The sequence below is a fragment of the Enterococcus sp. DIV1094 genome, from assembly GCF_017316305.2.
Classification (GTDB): domain Bacteria; phylum Bacillota; class Bacilli; order Lactobacillales; family Enterococcaceae; genus Enterococcus_B; species Enterococcus_B mangumiae.
Map to the genome: position 1 here is coordinate 72,131 of NZ_CP147250.1, position 16,211 is coordinate 88,341.

18 protein-coding genes are annotated in these 16,211 nt (G+C 39.8%); 1 reads left to right on the forward strand and 17 read right to left on the reverse strand.

Annotated features, from left to right (window positions below; genetic code table 11):
• Positions 1-162: 162 nt before the first annotated feature.
• The gene (locus DOK79_RS00305; RefSeq protein ID WP_206853705.1) at positions 163-1,266 is read left to right on the forward strand and encodes an aminopeptidase P family protein; all 1,104 of its coding nucleotides are present in this window, start codon (positions 163-165) and stop codon (positions 1,264-1,266) included.
• A 279-nt stretch (positions 1,267-1,545) separates the two neighbouring features.
• Here DOK79_RS00305 and DOK79_RS00310 read toward each other — a convergent pair whose 3' ends face one another.
• The 17 genes from DOK79_RS00310 to pstC all read right to left on the reverse strand — a co-directional run bounded on the left by DOK79_RS00310 (position 1,546) and on the right by pstC (position 16,143).
• Positions 1,546-1,974, reverse strand: coding sequence for a GNAT family N-acetyltransferase (locus DOK79_RS00310; RefSeq protein WP_206853757.1), 429 nt, complete (start codon positions 1,972-1,974; stop codon positions 1,546-1,548).
• A 100-nt stretch (positions 1,975-2,074) separates the two neighbouring features.
• The gene (locus DOK79_RS00315) at positions 2,075-2,638 is read right to left on the reverse strand and encodes a YtxH domain-containing protein (protein ID WP_206853702.1); all 564 of its coding nucleotides are present in this window, start codon (positions 2,636-2,638) and stop codon (positions 2,075-2,077) included.
• A 2-nt stretch (positions 2,639-2,640) separates the two neighbouring features.
• Positions 2,641-3,084, reverse strand: a complete 444-nt coding sequence (locus DOK79_RS00320; protein WP_206853699.1) for a DUF948 domain-containing protein — start codon at positions 3,082-3,084, stop codon at positions 2,641-2,643.
• 124 nt (positions 3,085-3,208) lie between these two features.
• Positions 3,209-4,141, reverse strand: coding sequence for a UTP--glucose-1-phosphate uridylyltransferase GalU (gene galU, locus DOK79_RS00325; protein ID WP_206853696.1), 933 nt, complete (start codon positions 4,139-4,141; stop codon positions 3,209-3,211).
• 22 nt (positions 4,142-4,163) lie between these two features.
• Positions 4,164-5,177, reverse strand: a complete 1,014-nt coding sequence (locus DOK79_RS00330; RefSeq protein WP_206853694.1) for an NAD(P)H-dependent glycerol-3-phosphate dehydrogenase — start codon at positions 5,175-5,177, stop codon at positions 4,164-4,166.
• 43 nt (positions 5,178-5,220) lie between these two features.
• On the reverse strand, positions 5,221-6,051 hold the full coding sequence (lgt, locus tag DOK79_RS00335) for a prolipoprotein diacylglyceryl transferase (RefSeq protein WP_206853692.1): 831 nt from the start codon (positions 6,049-6,051) through the stop codon (positions 5,221-5,223).
• A 17-nt stretch (positions 6,052-6,068) separates the two neighbouring features.
• The gene (gene hprK / locus DOK79_RS00340; protein WP_206853690.1) at positions 6,069-7,007 is read right to left on the reverse strand and encodes an HPr(Ser) kinase/phosphatase; all 939 of its coding nucleotides are present in this window, start codon (positions 7,005-7,007) and stop codon (positions 6,069-6,071) included.
• A 231-nt stretch (positions 7,008-7,238) separates the two neighbouring features.
• Positions 7,239-7,595: a phage holin family protein gene (locus DOK79_RS00345; protein ID WP_206853688.1), complete on the reverse strand. Its 357-nt coding sequence runs from the start codon at positions 7,593-7,595 to the stop codon at positions 7,239-7,241.
• Positions 7,595-7,900 carry a PspC domain-containing protein gene (locus DOK79_RS00350; protein WP_206853686.1) on the reverse strand — a complete coding sequence of 102 codons (306 nt, stop codon included), beginning with the start codon at positions 7,898-7,900 and terminating at the stop codon, positions 7,595-7,597. The genes DOK79_RS00345 and DOK79_RS00350 overlap by 1 nt, the downstream gene beginning before the upstream one ends.
• 152 nt (positions 7,901-8,052) lie before the next feature.
• The gene (gene liaX, locus DOK79_RS00355; protein WP_206853684.1) at positions 8,053-9,624 is read right to left on the reverse strand and encodes a daptomycin-sensing surface protein LiaX; all 1,572 of its coding nucleotides are present in this window, start codon (positions 9,622-9,624) and stop codon (positions 8,053-8,055) included.
• A gap of 111 nt (positions 9,625-9,735) precedes the next feature.
• Positions 9,736-10,494 carry a YibE/F family protein gene (locus DOK79_RS00360; protein ID WP_206853672.1) on the reverse strand — a complete coding sequence of 253 codons (759 nt, stop codon included), beginning with the start codon at positions 10,492-10,494 and terminating at the stop codon, positions 9,736-9,738.
• Positions 10,491-11,540: a YibE/F family protein gene (locus DOK79_RS00365; protein ID WP_206853670.1), complete on the reverse strand. Its 1,050-nt coding sequence runs from the start codon at positions 11,538-11,540 to the stop codon at positions 10,491-10,493. The genes DOK79_RS00360 and DOK79_RS00365 overlap by 4 nt, the downstream gene beginning before the upstream one ends.
• Before the next feature lie 504 nt (positions 11,541-12,044).
• The gene (gene phoU, locus DOK79_RS00370; RefSeq protein ID WP_206853669.1) at positions 12,045-12,731 is read right to left on the reverse strand and encodes a phosphate signaling complex protein PhoU; all 687 of its coding nucleotides are present in this window, start codon (positions 12,729-12,731) and stop codon (positions 12,045-12,047) included.
• Between the two features lie 12 nt (positions 12,732-12,743).
• Entirely contained in the window at positions 12,744-13,502 is a 759-nt protein-coding gene (gene pstB, locus DOK79_RS00375; RefSeq protein ID WP_206853667.1) for a phosphate ABC transporter ATP-binding protein PstB, read from the reverse strand.
• Positions 13,503-13,517: 15 nt separating this feature from the next.
• Positions 13,518-14,324 (reverse strand): phosphate ABC transporter ATP-binding protein PstB, encoded by an 807-nt coding sequence (gene pstB, locus DOK79_RS00380; RefSeq protein WP_206853665.1) that lies wholly within the window; start codon positions 14,322-14,324, stop codon positions 13,518-13,520.
• Between the two features lie 14 nt (positions 14,325-14,338).
• A complete protein-coding gene (gene pstA / locus DOK79_RS00385) occupies positions 14,339-15,223 on the reverse strand; it encodes a phosphate ABC transporter permease PstA (protein ID WP_206853662.1) in 885 nt (294 codons plus the stop codon).
• Entirely contained in the window at positions 15,223-16,143 is a 921-nt protein-coding gene (pstC, locus tag DOK79_RS00390) for a phosphate ABC transporter permease subunit PstC (protein WP_206853658.1), read from the reverse strand. The genes pstA and pstC overlap by 1 nt, the downstream gene beginning before the upstream one ends.
• Positions 16,144-16,211 lie beyond the last annotated feature (68 nt).

Here is a 16,211-nt window from a genome sequence, read left to right on the forward strand (position 1 = left end):
TTCTAAAACAGGATATCAAAGATTGACAGAAATTGCAACCGTTTTACTAGCGTTTTCATGAAAAAAAACACCTTTTTCACTTTTAGTCAATTGGTCTTTTTTTATAAGAGTGGTACAATGAATTATCGAAACATGTCATAAATGTGAAAGAAGGATGTCTAAATGAATCTTGAAAAAATCAACGAATTACGCCAATGGATGGCCCAAAAACAAATCGACCTTGCTTATATCAGTGATCCAGGTCATATCGCCTATTTTTCCGGCTATGAAAGTGAGCCACATGAGCGTGTCCTCGCGCTGTTCCTGCCACTTGAGCAAGATCCTTTCTTATTCACGCCAGCTTTAGAAGTAGAAGATGCGCAAAATAGCAGTTGGTCTTATGATGTACGTGGTTACCTTGATAGTGAAGATCCTTGGGTCTTGATCGGTCAGGAGATCCGCACACGTTATCCACAACTTAAAACAATCGGGATCGAAAAAAATGCGTTGACGGTTGACCGCTTTGATGCGTTATCACAACAAATGACAGGTACTGTTCAGTATGCTGATCTGACTCCTGCTATCCAACGATTACAATTGATCAAAACAACAAAAGAAAAAGATCAATTGATTGCCGCAGGAAAATGGGCAGATGTTGCTTTTGAGATTGGTTTTCGTTCGATTAAAGAAGGTGTCACAGAACAAGCAATCATCGCTGAAATCGAATATCAATTAAAAAAACAAGGTGTTTCTCAAATGTCTTTTGATACATTGGTCTTAGCTGGGACAAATGCCGCAAGCCCTCATGGAACTCCTGGCAGCACGACGATCCAACCCAATGAACTGGTCCTATTTGATCTAGGCGTCGTATGGGATGGCTATTGCAGTGATGCCACCCGAACTGTTGCCTACCACAAGCCAACGGAATTTCAAGAGAAAATCTATCAGATCACACTTGAAGCACAATTAGCAGCACAAGAAGCAGTTCGTCCCGGGATAACAGCCGCTGAACTCGATCAAATCGCTCGAAACGTGATTGAAAGCTATGGCTACGACGAATATTTCAATCATCGTTTAGGACACGGAATCGGCACGACTGTCCATGAATATCCATCCCTTGTAGCTGGCAATGATCTAGTGATTGAAGAAGGCATGTGTTTTTCATTGGAACCTGGTATTTACATCCCAGATCAAGTCGGCGTAAGAATCGAAGATTGCGTCTATGTCACAAGCAACGGCTGCGTGCCATTTACAACAACACCAAAAGAATTATTAGTAGTGGAGTAAGGTTGTGAGAAAGCCGTTCAGCTCCGAATAGTAAGGCGGAACGTGGGAAAATAGCTTTCCATATTTTTTCACGTTTCGACTTACTATTGAAGGGGCTGGCTTTCGAACACCGTTTATCTAGGTTGTGAGAAAGCCGTTCAGCTCCGAGTATTAAGGTAGAACTTGAGAAAATAGTTTCTCCTAAAAAAAGCGATGATCCCAAAAAATAGGAAACTATTTTCGGGGATCATCGCTTTTTTTCAATGAGAAATATCTGATTCATCACGTACTCGGTTTTTGCTATTGACTTGATAATTGTTTCTTCAAGTAAAATTTTGTCGTCCCCACAAAAGGCATATCTTCGACCGAAGCAAATACGTCAAAACCGTATTTTTCATAGAATCTTCGTGCCTGATAATCTTGGGTATTGACCGTCATATACAGGCATTGATTTTCCATGGCTTCTTGTTGAACGGCTTCGATCAATCGTGAGCCGATGCTTTCATGACGGTGCGATTGTTCTACACCGAGCAATGAGAGGTGCAAGGTATTCCCAAATAAAGATGCCACTGCTCCTCCGAGCCATTTTTCATCCTTGATGGCACTGATCGAAATTGTCTTCGCTGTTAAGGGTTCATTTCCAGTAAAAGATTGCGTATATTGCTCGTTCAATACTGCAATGATTTTCTTTTCGTTTTTTTCAATATCGCTTTTCTTGATTTCAAACATCATCAAACTCCTTCCTTAACTTCATGATAGAAGAGTAAAAAAAAGCACGAAACAGATGGCTATCTGATCGCGCCTTTTTGCTTTTACTGGTTACTCTCGCTTATTTAAACGTATCTTTTAAGTCTTCTTTTGCACTCGCTGCATCTTCTTTTGCCATCTCAGACAAGATTTTTGCATCTTCGGCAACTGGTTTCGCTTCTTCGATACCTTCTTTGATCGTGCTACCCGCTTGGTCTGCTGTATCTTTGACATCGATCAAGATATCGTCTTTAGCAGATGCCGCAGTGTCGCCTAAGTCAGCAGCAGATTTTTTGAAGCGATCAGATAGATCAGCTGATTGTTCTTTCAATGTAACTAAAATATCTTCAGATTCATCTCCTGCATCTGCTGTAGCGTCTGAAACTGTTTGTTTTACATTGCCAGCTAAGTCGCCAGCTTGTTGTGAAAGATCGTGTGCTTTTTCTTTTGCAATGCTTGTAAATTCAGTTGATTTTTCTTTTGCCATATCTGTATAATCAGAAGCCATATCTAGAAAATCATCTGCTTGTGCTGCTAATTCATCACGTAATTCTTTACCTGATTTTGGTGCAAGTAATAAAGCTGCCACCGCTGCTGCTGTCCCACCAATCACTGCACCTAGTAAAAATCCACCTTTTTTTGCCATGATTATTTTCCTCCTGTCGTGTCTGTTGTTGTTTTTTTATGTTTGAAGAATTTCATTGCAGTACCACCGACTTTTCCGGCAACAGTTGCTTTTGCTGTTGTTTTCCCGATGCCACCGACTTTCGTTACGATGTTTCTACTTGAAGAATTCAATTCTGACACGCTCTCGCTCAAATCAGCGACAGCTGTAAATAAAGGATCGATCGTTGCTACTTTTCCATTGATATCATTCAACAATTCGTTACTTTTTACTAACAAGCCCTCGACTTGCCTCGATAAAAGATCAACATCCTTTGTAACGACTTCGATCGTTGTGTTTGCTTCATTTACGGTTTGTTCCGCTTTTTCAATCGTTTTTGCTAATCGAATCAATACGCGTACTAGAAAGACCACGAGTATCGCAAAAGCAATTGCTGCAATCAAGCCAGCAATTTCTCCAACTGTCATAATCAAGCCCCCTTCTCCTCTTCTTGCTATAAGGATAGCATTTTCGTATTTTTTAAACAAATATAAAATAGCAAAACGCTTCAACTACCTACAGTTTGATCAGCAGCTGAAGCATCTCGCTTGTTTATTTTTTGTCGGTTGCTTGAGAAGTTTCTGTTGGTTTATTTAAAGATGTAGGAGCCTCTGCTGCTAAAGACTTACCTAATGACATGATATATTCTTTTAATGGTCCACCCACTTCTGGATGCGTCAATCCATATTCGATGCTCGTTTTCATAAAGCCAAATTTATCGCCCACATCATAACGTTTTCCAGTAAACTTACGAGCGAAAACGCGTTGTGTTTTATTCAATGTATCGATTGCATCTGTCAATTGGATCTCGTTACCTGCACCTGGTTTTTGTTCTGCTAACACATCAAAAATCTCTGGTGTCAATAAATAGCGTCCAATAATTGCTAAATCACTTGGTGCTTTACTTGGTTCAGGTTTTTCAACAAAATCTTTTACATTGAATAAACCGTCTTCTAATTCTTCTCCTGGATTGATGATCCCATATTTAGACGTATCTTTATGTGGTACTTGCATAACGGCGATCGTTGATGCATGTGTACGCTCGTAGTCATCGATCAATTGTTGTGTCAATGGAATCTCATCTTCCATGATGTCATCGCCTAACATGACAACGAATGGTTCATTCCCGATGAATGCTCTTGCTTGTAAAACAGCATGTCCTAGCCCTTTAGGATGCGATTGACGAATGAAATGAAGATTGACGTCAGTTGTTTCTTCAACTAATTTCAATAATTCAGTTTTTCCTTTTTCGCCTAAGTTCGTTTCCAATTCAATATTTGAGTCAAAATGATCTTCGATTGGACGTTTTGCTTTTCCAGTGACGATCAAGATATCTTCAATTCCTGATTTCAACGCTTCTTCTACGATAAACTGAATCGTTGGTTTATCAACGATCGGTAACATTTCTTTTGCCATCGCTTTTGTTGCAGGTAAAAATCTTGTTCCTAAACCTGCTGCTGGAATAACTGCTTTTTTTACTTTCATTTTTTTCTCTCCCTTAAAAATGTTAGTGAAATTCATTCTCTTGTTTGCCATCGCGCAACATGATTTCTGTTGCTGCTTCATTTATGTTTTTGTGCTCATACAGCACTTCATAAATCGTTTGAGTGATCGGCATCTCGATCCCCATGGTCTCAGCTAATTCTTTAGCTGCTCGTGTGGTCTGCACACCTTCCACGACCATGCCCATATTGTCCAAGACTTCGTTTAACTCATGGCCTTGTCCAAGGAGATTACCAGCACGCCAATTTCTTGAGTGGATACTTGTACAGGTGACGATCAAATCTCCGACACCGCTTAGTCCTATGAAAGTCAGAGGATCCGCGCCCATTGCGACACCTAAGCGGCTGATTTCAGCTAATCCCCTTGTCATGATAGCCGCTTTGGCATTATCACCAAAACCTAGTCCATGGATTGCACCCGCTCCAATAGCAATGATGTTTTTCAAAGCGGCACCCATTTCAACCCCAATAACATCAGGATTCGTATAGATGCGGAAATAATGATTCAAAAACAATGTTTGAACAAATTGAGCAGCTGTTGCTTCTGTACTTGCTGCCGTGATCGTCGTGATATCCCGACGAGCCACTTCTTCAGCGTGACTTGGACCAGATAAGACAGCAATCGCTTGTCTTTTTTCTGCTGGGATCTCTTCTGCTAATATTTCAGAGATCCGCTTGTGTGTGCCTTGTTCCAAGCCTTTACTTGCATGGATGATCACTGGTTTTGTCTGCAATACTTGGACAAGGTCCTGACTGACAGAACGAATCGCTTTGGTTGGTACTACGAACAACACAGCGTCTACATCAGAAACTGCCTCAGCCATGTCTGTATAAGCAATGATCGATTCGGGCAATTGGTGATTTGGCAAATAACGCTCATTGGTATGCTTTTGATTGATTTCAGTGATCTGTGAGGCACGATGCCCCCAGAGTCGAACGTCATGACCATTTTCAGCTAGCACTTGTGCTAATGCTGTTCCCCACGAGCCAGCACCTAAAACCGCTACCCTATATCTCATTTTACCACTCCTGCAAATTTTTTCATTTTTTTCGACTTGGACCTTAGATAATCAATTGATTTTTCCCTAAAGATCGGTCGTAATCCGGTACATTTCCTTTTTTTCGACGTAAAATGAATAGCACGATCGCTCCGATGAAAAGTACAGCGGATAGAAGCTGCGATACTCGAATCACATCAAAGAGGTAAAGACTATCCGTTCTCAGACCTTCGATGAAGAAACGACCAAAACTATACCACATCAAATAAACAAGTGCGACTTCTCCTTTTTTCAAAAGATGGGTTTTCTTTCGTAACAGCAAGAGAATGATCACGCCAACAAGACTCCACAACGATTCATAAAGAAACGTTGGCTGGCGGTAAATGCCATCGATATACATATTGTCGATGATAAAATTTGGCAAGTATAAGCTTTCTAAAAAACTTCTCGTTGTATCTGGGCCGAATGCTTCATGATTCATGAAATTCCCCCAACGTCCGATTGCTTGTGCTAACAAAACACTTGGTGCCGCAACATCTAAGAATGTCCAAATATCAATAAAGTGATATTTGGTATAAAAATATAACGTGATTCCACCAGCGATCAAACCGCCATAAATCGCTAAGCCACCTGAGCGAATATTGAATATCTGGATGGGATTTTCGATATATTGTGGCAAGTCGAATAATATATAATACAAACGCGCTCCGATGATCGAAAGGGGTAATCCCCATAACATAAAGTCAGTGACATCTTCGGCTTTCATTCCAACTCTTACTGCTTCACGGCTGCTTAACCACATGGCAATGATGATGCCTGAAACAATGATCAACGCGTACCAGTAAATAGGGATTCCTAAAAGGTCAAAGGCGACCCGATTGATTTGTGCAACCATGCTTTCACTCCTTGGTATTATTGTCCGCCTGAATTTTCTTCGATCAAACGGCTCAATCTTTCTTCAAATGTTTTCGTTGCATCGAATCCCATTGTTTTTGCACGGAAATTCATCGCAGCAACTTCAATAATGATTGCGACATTTCGTCCGGTTTTCACAGGGATCTTGATTTGTGGAATCCCAACTTCTGCAATTTCAACAGAGGTATCTTCAGAACCTAAACGATCATATTTTTTATCTTTCGCCCAAGCTTCCAAGTAGACAGCTAATTGGACTTGCATCGAACCTCTGACTGCACTAGCTCCAAAAAGATTCATTACATCAATGATCCCGATGCCACGGATCTCAATCAAATGTTCAAGGATCTTTGGTGGTTCACCAATAACGGTCAGTTCATCTTGTTGATAGACATCTACTCGATCATCTGCAATCAAACGATGGCCTCTTTTGATCAACTCTAATGCCGTTTCACTTTTCCCGATGCCACTATCTCCTTGGATCAAGACACCCAACCCATAGACATCGACTAATACACCGTGAACACTTGTCCTAGGTGCTAATCGTCCATCTAAATAACTTGATAGCTCACCTAGCAACCGTGAAGTTGAAATTGGCGAGCGCAAGACTGCCATCCCGTGTTCATTTGCTGCTTGGATCATTTCTTCTGGCGCAGCTAATCCTCTAGAGATGATAAATGCTGGCATATCTTCACTACATAAGCGACGCATGATCATTAAACGCTCTTCTGGCATCATACGTTCTGCGAAGCTGATTTCTTTACTCCCAAATAACTGTAGTCGATCATGAGAATAATAATTAAAATAACCGGTCAATTCCAAACCAGGTCTGGAGATATCACCAGTTACGATGACACGATTTAAACTTTGCTCGTCACCAGTGACGATTTCTAATGATAGTTTTTCTACTAATTGGCTAACTTTTACCATTTCTGCCATTCGTGTACCCTCATTTCTATTAAACTGTTCTCTTTTATTTTATCATTCTATCGAAAAAAGTACTACCAATAAAAAGAACAAAGGATATCCTTTTCATTACACTCGTTTTTTCTATCAGTCGTTAAAGAAGAAAGCGCTATTAAAACTCCACTAAATAATAAGAGGAAGCGACATTTGCCACTTCCTCATTTGTCTTATTCTATGATGATACAATGTTCTTTGCATTGTTTTCTAATGGTTCTTGTCGAAATTCCGTTTACTCACCACGATATTTACGAATGACATGATCACTGCAATCACCAACGCTGAGCCAAATGACGAAAAGCTGAAATTAGCTGCTCCGACAAAGAAGGAGGTCATTTGTAAAATCAGTGCGTTGATAACAAAAGTGAACAAGCCGAAAGTCAATAAAGTAATCGGGATGGAAAAAAACATGATAAACGGTCTGATCAATAGATTCAATACAGAAAGAACAAAACTAGCCACGACTGCCGTCCAAATACTATTTACAAAAATCATATTTGGAAAGATGACTGCCAGAGAGATAAACGTCAGCGTACTAACAACAATACGTTGAAGATAAGACATTAAAAGTCACTCCATTCGTCATCGTTGATTTTCTCTGCCTCTTTTCGTTTATTGGTTTGTTCTCTGTAGTTATTTTTTTGATAATAATCGTTGTCATGTCCATAACGTCGTGAATCTCTTTTTCCTGACGGCACAAGTAAAGCCAACAGAATATATAAAATAATCGGGCTTCCAAATGCAACTAAACTTAAAAATACGTAGATTACACGTACTACTGTTGGGTCAATACCGATATATTCAGCGATCCCTGCTAAAGTACCAGTCAATACGATATTTTTATTTGATTTTGTCAACTTTTTTCTCATTATCTTTCACCTCTGTTCTACTATTTTAATGGAAGAAAACTGGTCTGACAATCTTACTTCAAAAGATTTATTGAATCGTAAATCTTTTTGATTCATATAAGTACGATTTTCGCTTCGAGCTTCCCCTTTTCAGAAAGTCGAAGCGAAAGAAATTATTTATCTGTGTCTTTTAGATAGATGCTACCTGTTGTCGTAGACAATTGGATATTCGCCATTTCATTTTCAGAAAGACGACGGAATTCTAACATTTGATTCGTGCGCTCTTTCTTTTCACGGATCACTTCATAGTCAGAAAGACGACTATTGATACTACCTAGGCTAGTTTTTGCATGTCCGTCCATGCCGATAGTCGTTGGCAATGCAACTTTTACGTTCCCGTTGACTGAGCTTGCTTCGATTTTTTTCAAACGATCTTCTCTTACAGTCAAGCGAACATCGCCATTGACTAATGAAATCGCTAAGTTTTCAGGTGTTGCCCCAAAAGTAACTGTGCCATTGACAGTTTCAATGATGGAATCTAAGATATCGCCATTACGTACGTCAATATTCCCATTTACTCCACCAATCTCAAGCATCGTTGCGGCCATTTGATCAACCACGATATTCCCATTCGTTGATTTCATGTAAATATCTTTGACATCTAAATCTTCAACTTGGATATTACCATTTAGCAATTTGATTGCTGTGTGGTCGTATGTGCGTTTTGGTAAGTAGAAAACTAGATCAGCACGCACGCGTTTGTTCGGGATTTGGAACGAAATGTGTTCATCGTTGACTTCGATCTGGCTACGTTCAGCAAATGCTTCATAAGGCTCAGCACCCATTTTTCCATAAAGCTTGATTTTCGCTTCCACTTTTACGTCTTCGCTATCCCAAGTCTTCACAGTCACGTTTCCGTTTGCTGCTTTGATGTCGATGATACTTGCTTGTGGTGCGCTGTAGTAAAATTCATGCTCGAATTTAGTCGTAGCGATTCCAGGTACACGTAAGCTGACATCTTTCCATTCCATATTGTCATTGACTGTTACAGATACAGTTTGGAAGGTTTTCTTTAAGAATTTACCTAACTGCGTTCCAGCTTCAGTCATTTTCTCGCCAACTTGGTTCAACGTATCGTTGGCTTGTTCTTTCCAATCTTCTGGTAAGTCAAATTTTTCAGAAAACGTATCTTTTTTCTCGTTCCACTGATTTTTACGGATATCTTTCAACTCAGCTTCAAGCTTGATGCGTTCTTCTGATAAAAGATCGCCAGCTTCTTCTAGTTCTTTGATTTCTTGTTCAAGTTGTTGGCGTTGTGCTAACTCTTCTTCAGACAATTGATCTAACTCTTCTTTTGTATTCAATTGCATCAATGTTTCCTGTTTTTCATTGCGTGCAATTTTATTTTCAAAAAGTTTTGCGTTGACTTCATCCAAGTGAGCAGAAGCTTTGTTTGCTTCAGTTGCCAACTCATCTAAGATTTTTTCTAGATTTTCTTGATCTTCTTGTTCTTTTTGTTTTGGATCTGCTTCTACCGTTTCACGTTCAGCTCTGCCATTTTCAAGTTCATCGATCAAGCGACTCGCTTCATCTGTTTCTTTATGATTAGCATGTACACGATCTGCCTCTTTTGCGATTTGCTTTTCGTCTTTTTCAGTTGCCATACTCTCCAATAGGTCTAAGCCTTCTTCTGTTGAAAGGATGCCCTTTTTAACTAGTTCTAAAATACGTTCTCTTTCTTTCATGGAAATTGCCTCCTTATAGCAAAAATTGTTTGCAAGCTTTTCCTTACATACATATTATGCAATGGTTTGAAGAAAAAGTCATAGGACTTAAGTTGTAACTTTCTCTCATTCTTAGGATGATTTTTCTTGCCGAGTGAAAAAAAATGAAGAAATGACTGATGTTATCGGTAAAACAAGGATTGCTGCACTTGTCGTGATCATTACTGTTACATATTCTAAAACGAACGTTTTTTCGTTGATCAATTGTCCAAAAGATAATTCTAGATCGATAAACCATAAAATCAGCGCTAAACAATTTCCCATAAAAGCAAAGACCAATGTCGTCACTGTGGTCGCTAAGATTTTTCTGCCGATCCGCAGACTTGATCTTACTAACTCACGATAGGTTTGTACTGGATTTGCAAGGTATACCTCATAGGTCGCACTGGCGATCGATACACTTGCATCTAAGACTGCCCCGCTCACACTGATCAATAAAATCGCCCGGGTCAATGCGAGAAAATCCAATGACACATGTAAATCAAAACCTGTCAGCTCATCTAATTCGATTCTTGTAAAACCTTGTATCGCCAATTCAGATAAAAGTGGCGTCACGAATAAAAAGACAACTAGAAAGAATACTACACTAACAAATGCTGCTTTCATCTTTAAGTTATAGCCGTTAACAAAAAACAACGTCACACAAGTGATCAATAAAAAGATACCTACAGCACTTGGCAATACTGGCAAACGAAAATGGTAAAGAAGCAATAAGAGAAAAAACAAAAGTACATTGGCAAACAATCCTAAAATCGTATACAGACCATTTTTGCCTCCCACTAAAAAAATCAAAAGCACTAAAAGAAGTGTCAATAATAATAGTACATTCATCGACTCGCCCTCCGATAGTTCAAATGACCTAAGTAACACAAGAGGGAGATCGGAATCGAAAGGACGATTCCCAGACTCCCGCTGATCACCCGTAACAATTCCAACGAAAGATGCAATTCAATTGCATCTCTCAAAGGCCAACCGTTACTAAAGTAAACAAGTAACATGGGGATCGTGCCGCTAATATAAACGAATAGTAAAATATTGGTCATCGAGCCGATCACATCTTGCCCGACCATTTGACCGGACTGCCACAATCGTTTCATGGTTAGGTTTGGCTGTTTGCTCACCAATTCATCCAAAGTCGTCGTGACAGTTACGACCGTATCCAACACACCACCGGTCATTCCGACTAATAAACTAGCCAAAAAAACGGAACGATAAGGTCGAGTCAAGTAGCTCATTTCCTCATAACGCAAGCCATTATCATTTAAGTATTCCATTACCAATAAACAAATTAGAAATGCGATACCTACACTACTAATAGTCGCTACGATTTTTACCAGTCCGCTTTTTTGCCAACCATCTAACGCAAAAACACCGATGATCGTCCCTAAAAAGACAAAAAGCATACTCGTCATAACTAATGATATTCCTTGTGTCTGTGTGAAGCCTTGCAGAAGGAATATCAGTAAAAAGAGATTGAGACCCACGCTGACCAAAGTGAACACCCCTGCTTTGCCGCCGATGAATAGTAACGCACATATAAATAAACTTGTAAAAAGAAACATCCAACCATCATTCTTTTTGCTCATTATTTGCCATTCATCCCCGATTTTTCTTACGAGATAAAGTTGATCAGGTTGGACTTTCGCGTGTTCGATTTGATTTTCTTGATACGGAACAGCCAGAGTAAGAATCGTTCCTTTCGCTTCTGTATTCATTAATTCCCCTTTGATCACTTGTTGTTCCTCTTCTATCGAAGCTTGCTGGACTTGCATGATTGGTTCTTCATACCAAAATGTCGTGTTTTGGATTGCCCATGCGGCGAGGAAACAACTACAAAGGATCAAACATTTGATCAATAATCGAATTTTATTCTGCATACGCCTTCCTTTCATAGGTTGTGAAAGAAGTGGTCAGCTCCGAGAAATAAGCGGGAAGAACCGAAAATTGTTCTTCAAATTTTTGGGGCTTCCCGCTTATTTCTGAAGGAGCTACTTCTTGAACACCGTTTATCTGGGTTGTGAAAGAAGCGTTTAGCACTAAGGCATAAGGCAAGAAAATTGAAAATGGCTTTTTCATTTTTGATTTTTTTGCCTTATGTCCGAAGTGTTGCTTCTTGAACACCGTTTATCATAGGTTGTAAAAGAAGTAGTCAGCTTCTTGCACACCATTTTTTCAGTTTTAAGGGCACAAGACACTTATGTCCAAGATTCATGAAATTTATAAAATGGTCAACAATGAGCATCAGTCATCACCAAATTACAAATAATCATTCCCTACTTAATGTAAAAGCCAACCTCCAAAAATAGGACTCTATTTTCGGAGGTTGGCTTTTATCTCTCAGAAATCCTGCTCAGCATTTGATAAAAATCAATTGATGCTTTTTATCGTTGATTAGACTCTTCGTTATGGTTTGTGTTCAACTCAGTGATTTTACCTGTGGCTAGATACACGATCCATTCACAGATGTTTGTTACGTAGTCACCGATACGTTCTAAATAACTTGCCACGTTCACATAGTCTGTTCCACTGATCACTGTTTCCGGATTGGATTGCATGTTTTTGATCGTTGCATTGTAGATGCGATTGAACGATTCGTTGACACGATGGTCCATGTTTGCAATCGTACGTGCGTCTTTCTCATCTGTTTTGACATATGCGACTAAGACGTTATCTACCATTTTTTTGACATAATCTGACATATCAGAGATTTCTTTTTCGATTTCAGGAATTCGTGTTTCTCCTTTAAGACGAATCGTTGATTTGGCGATCGATACAGCATGGTCAGCCATACGCTCTAGATCTGAACTTGCTTTCATCACTGTGATGATCGTCCGTAGATCGGTCGTCACTGGTTGTTGTAAAGCAATCATTTCAAAGCTTTTTTTCTCTAAGCGTGTTTCCATATCATTGATCAAAATGTCATTTTCAATCACTTCTTTTGCAAGAACCTTGTCGTGTTTTGTGTAAGAGCGCACTGATTTATGCACGGCATTACTGACCATCATTCCCATTTCGTAAAATTGATTATGAAGGTTCAATAATTCTTCTTCAAATTGTGTTCGTAACATCCTCTTTCCTCCTTATCCGAATCGTCCTGAGATGTAATCTTCGGTTTCTTTTTTCTCTGGATTCATAAATATTTTTTTCGTATTGTTGAATTCAATCAAATTGCCATCTAAAAAGAAGGCTGTTTTATCTGAGATACGTGATGCTTGTGACATATTATGTGTCACGATGATCATTGTGTAGCGTTCTCTTAACTCTAACAACATACTTTCTATTTTACCAGTAGAAACCGGATCTAGGGCACTTGTTGGCTCATCTAGCAAAATAATGTCGGGATTGACTGCCAACACACGGGCGATACAAACACGTTGTTGTTGTCCGCCGGATAAAGACAACGCACTTTTATGCAGTTTATCTTTAACATCTTCCCACACAGATGCTGCTTTCAAACTTTCTTCGACTACTTGGTCTAAAACTTTTTTGTCTTTTTCCCCTTTGATCTTCAATCCATAGATGACATTTTCATAGATGGAAAAAGGGAAAGGATTTGGTTGTTGGAACACCATGCCGATTTCTTTACGTAGGCCAACGATATCCGTTTTAGGACTGTAGATATCTTTGCCTTTATAAACCACACTACCAGTGATCGTCACACCTGGGATCAAATCGTTCATACGGTTCAATGAACGTAAATAAGTTGATTTCCCACAACCAGATGGCCCGATCATCGCCGTGATCTCGCCTTTATTGAAACTTAGATCAATGCCTTTCAAGGCTTCTTTTTCCCCATAATACAGATGAAGATCTTTTGATGAGATAATTTCTTTTGTCATAGCAAGTCCTCCGTCTTAACCAAAATGACCGGACACATAGTCTTCGGTTGCCTGAATCTTTGGTCTAGTAAATATCTTGTTCGTCTTGTCATACTCGATCACATTTCCAAGATAGAAGAAAGCAGTATAATCACTGATACGGGCAGCTTGTTGCATATTGTGCGTTACAATGATGATCGTATAATCTTCTTTTAAATTGACTAATGTTTCTTCTACCGTCCCTGTTGAGATCGGATCTAAGGCACTCGCTGGTTCATCAAGCAACAAGATGTCAGGTTTCATTGCGATCGCACGAGCGATACATAGACGTTGTTGTTGTCCACCTGAAAGTGCCAAGGCACTTTTGTGTAAACTGTCTTTTACTTGATCCCATAACGCTGCTTGCTTCAAACTCGTTTCAACGATTTCATCTAATTTTTGTTTATTTTTCTCACCGTGTTGTTTCAGTGCAAACGTGATATTGTCATAGATCGATTTACTAAATGGGTTCGGACGTTGGAACACCATACCGATTCTTTTACGCATTTCGTAAACGTCGATTTGCGGTGCATTGACATCAACTTCTTTGTACATGATTTTTCCGGTGATCTTCGTATTAGCGATTCCATCATTCATCCGGTTCAACGAACGAAGGTACGTAGATTTCCCACATCCTGATGGTCCGATCAAAGCCGTGATCTTGTTTTTTTCAAATTCAAGATCTACCCCTTTGATGGCTTCGTTATCGCCATACCATACATGCAAATCATCTGTATATAGAGCGACTTCTTTTTCAGTGCCCATTTTGATGATGTTGGTTTCATTCATATTATATTCTTTCATTCTGCTTCTTCTCCTTAAGCTGAAGTCATTTTACGGTGCAGACGTTTTCCGATTGCTCGAGCACCAAAGTTGAATAGTAACACTGCAATGATCAATACCGCAGAAGCTCCTGCTGAAACGGAAACACCATCTGGCATCGTTCCTTCTGTATTGATTTTCCAAATGTGGACAGCTAGTGTTTCAGCTTGTCGGAAGATACCGATCGGGCTGGAAATGCTTAATGGATTCCAGTTGGTAAAATCTAAGGCTGGTGCACTTTGACCAGCTGTATAAATCAAAGCTGCGGCTTCTCCGAAAATACGACCAGAACTTAGGATGACTCCTGTTAGAATCCCTGGTGTCGCCTCAGGAACGACCACACGAAGCACTGTTTCCCAACGAGACAAGCCTAAAGCTAAACCGGCTTCACGTTGTGTGTAATGGACAGCTTGTAATGATTCTTCGACTGTCCGAGTCAACAAAGGTAAGTTGAAGACTGTCAAGGCTAAGGCACCTGAAATAATCGAGAATCCATATTGGAATTGGATAACGAAAACCAAGAAACCGAATAAACCGACAACGACAGAAGGTAATGAGCTAAGGATCTCGATCGATGTGCGGATCACATCTGTCAACCAGTTCTTCCCTGCATATTCAGACAAGTAGATCCCTGCACCAAGTGAGATTGGAAAACTGATGATCATTGTGATGATCAGTAAGTAGATAGAGTTGAATAATTGGATCCCGATCCCGCCGCCCTCTTGATACGCTTTTGACGGTTCAGTCAAGAATGACCATGAGATATGTGGAATACCGCGAACTAAAATATAAAGAAGCAACGCAGCGAGGATCAGGACAATGATGCCTGAAATCACATATAAAACACCTGTTGCTATTTTATCAGAACGTTTTGCATTCATTATTTCAATTCTCCCTTCTTACCAATCAAGCGGATAACGATATTAAAGAATAATGACATCAAGAGTAAGATCAGAGCCAATGACCAAAGAACATTATTTTCAACAGTTCCCATGATCGTATTCCCGATACCCATTGTCAAGATCGATGTCAGCGTCGCAGCTGGTGTTGTAAAGCCTGTTGGCATCAATGCAGCATTACCGATAACCATTTGGATCGCCAAGGCTTCACCGAAGGCACGAGCCATCCCGAAAACGATCGCTGTCAAGATTCCTGGAACTGCCGCACGTAAAACTACTTTATACGTTGTTTGCCATCTTGTCGCTCCCAATGCAAGCGAAGCTTCACGATAATGTCTTGGAACAGCTTTTAATGCATCGACAGTCATTGTCGTAACTGTCGGTAAGATCATGACGAACAAGACAAATGTTCCGGCTAAAATACCAAAACCAGTTCCACCGAAAATGCCACGGATAAATGGAACGATGACTGATAGACCGATAAAACCATAAACAACTGAAGGAATCCCTACAAGTAGCTCAATGACCGGTTGTAAAATCTTTGTTCCGTTTTTGGGTGAAATTTCCGTCATAAAAACGGCTGCACCGATCGCAAACGGTGTTGCAATGATAGCAGATAAAAAAGTGACGATAAACGAGCCCGCGATCATCGGTAGGGCTCCAACCATTGGTTTGCCATCCGGCCCTAACGCACTCGGATTCCAATTTGTTCCAAACAAGAAATCAAAGATATTGATTTTATCAACAAAAAAGGTCGCTAACCCTTTGCTGGCAACAAAATAAAATATTGCTAAAACAACCACTACGATCAACGCAATACATAAAAAGCTGATAAACTTTCCACGTTGTTCCATTTTCGAGCGCTTGGATTTAGTTACTAGTGCTTTTTTTACATCTTCCACAGATGATTCCTCCTTGGTCCTTTAACATACCTATACAGTCTACTAAGCGAATATCAATTTGATTTTAA

Bases quoted from the DNA above. Each gene is read 5' to 3' on its own strand.
- DOK79_RS00305 (WP_206853705.1), top strand. From the start codon at position 163: ATGAATCTTGAAAAAATCAACGAATTACGCCAATGGATGGCCCAAAAA.
- DOK79_RS00310 (WP_206853757.1), bottom strand. From the start codon at position 1,974: ATGTTTGAAATCAAGAAAAGCGATATTGAAAAAAACGAAAAGAAAATC.
- DOK79_RS00315 (WP_206853702.1), bottom strand. From the start codon at position 2,638: ATGGCAAAAAAAGGTGGATTTTTACTAGGTGCAGTGATTGGTGGGACA.
- DOK79_RS00320 (WP_206853699.1), bottom strand. From the start codon at position 3,084: ATGACAGTTGGAGAAATTGCTGGCTTGATTGCAGCAATTGCTTTTGCG.
- galU (WP_206853696.1), bottom strand. From the start codon at position 4,141: ATGAAAGTAAAAAAAGCAGTTATTCCAGCAGCAGGTTTAGGAACAAGA.
- DOK79_RS00330 (WP_206853694.1), bottom strand. From the start codon at position 5,177: ATGAGATATAGGGTAGCGGTTTTAGGTGCTGGCTCGTGGGGAACAGCA.
- lgt (WP_206853692.1), bottom strand. From the start codon at position 6,051: ATGGTTGCACAAATCAATCGGGTCGCCTTTGACCTTTTAGGAATCCCT.
- hprK (WP_206853690.1), bottom strand. From the start codon at position 7,007: ATGGCAGAAATGGTAAAAGTTAGCCAATTAGTAGAAAAACTATCATTA.
- DOK79_RS00345 (WP_206853688.1), bottom strand. From the start codon at position 7,595: ATGTCTTATCTTCAACGTATTGTTGTTAGTACGCTGACGTTTATCTCT.
- DOK79_RS00350 (WP_206853686.1), bottom strand. From the start codon at position 7,900: ATGAGAAAAAAGTTGACAAAATCAAATAAAAATATCGTATTGACTGGT.
- liaX (WP_206853684.1), bottom strand. From the start codon at position 9,624: ATGAAAGAAAGAGAACGTATTTTAGAACTAGTTAAAAAGGGCATCCTT.
- DOK79_RS00360 (WP_206853672.1), bottom strand. From the start codon at position 10,494: ATGAATGTACTATTATTATTGACACTTCTTTTAGTGCTTTTGATTTTT.
- DOK79_RS00365 (WP_206853670.1), bottom strand. From the start codon at position 11,540: ATGCAGAATAAAATTCGATTATTGATCAAATGTTTGATCCTTTGTAGT.
- phoU (WP_206853669.1), bottom strand. From the start codon at position 12,731: ATGTTACGAACACAATTTGAAGAAGAATTATTGAACCTTCATAATCAA.
- pstB (WP_206853667.1), bottom strand. From the start codon at position 13,502: ATGACAAAAGAAATTATCTCATCAAAAGATCTTCATCTGTATTATGGG.
- pstB (WP_206853665.1), bottom strand. From the start codon at position 14,324: ATGAAAGAATATAATATGAATGAAACCAACATCATCAAAATGGGCACT.
- pstA (WP_206853662.1), bottom strand. From the start codon at position 15,223: ATGAATGCAAAACGTTCTGATAAAATAGCAACAGGTGTTTTATATGTG.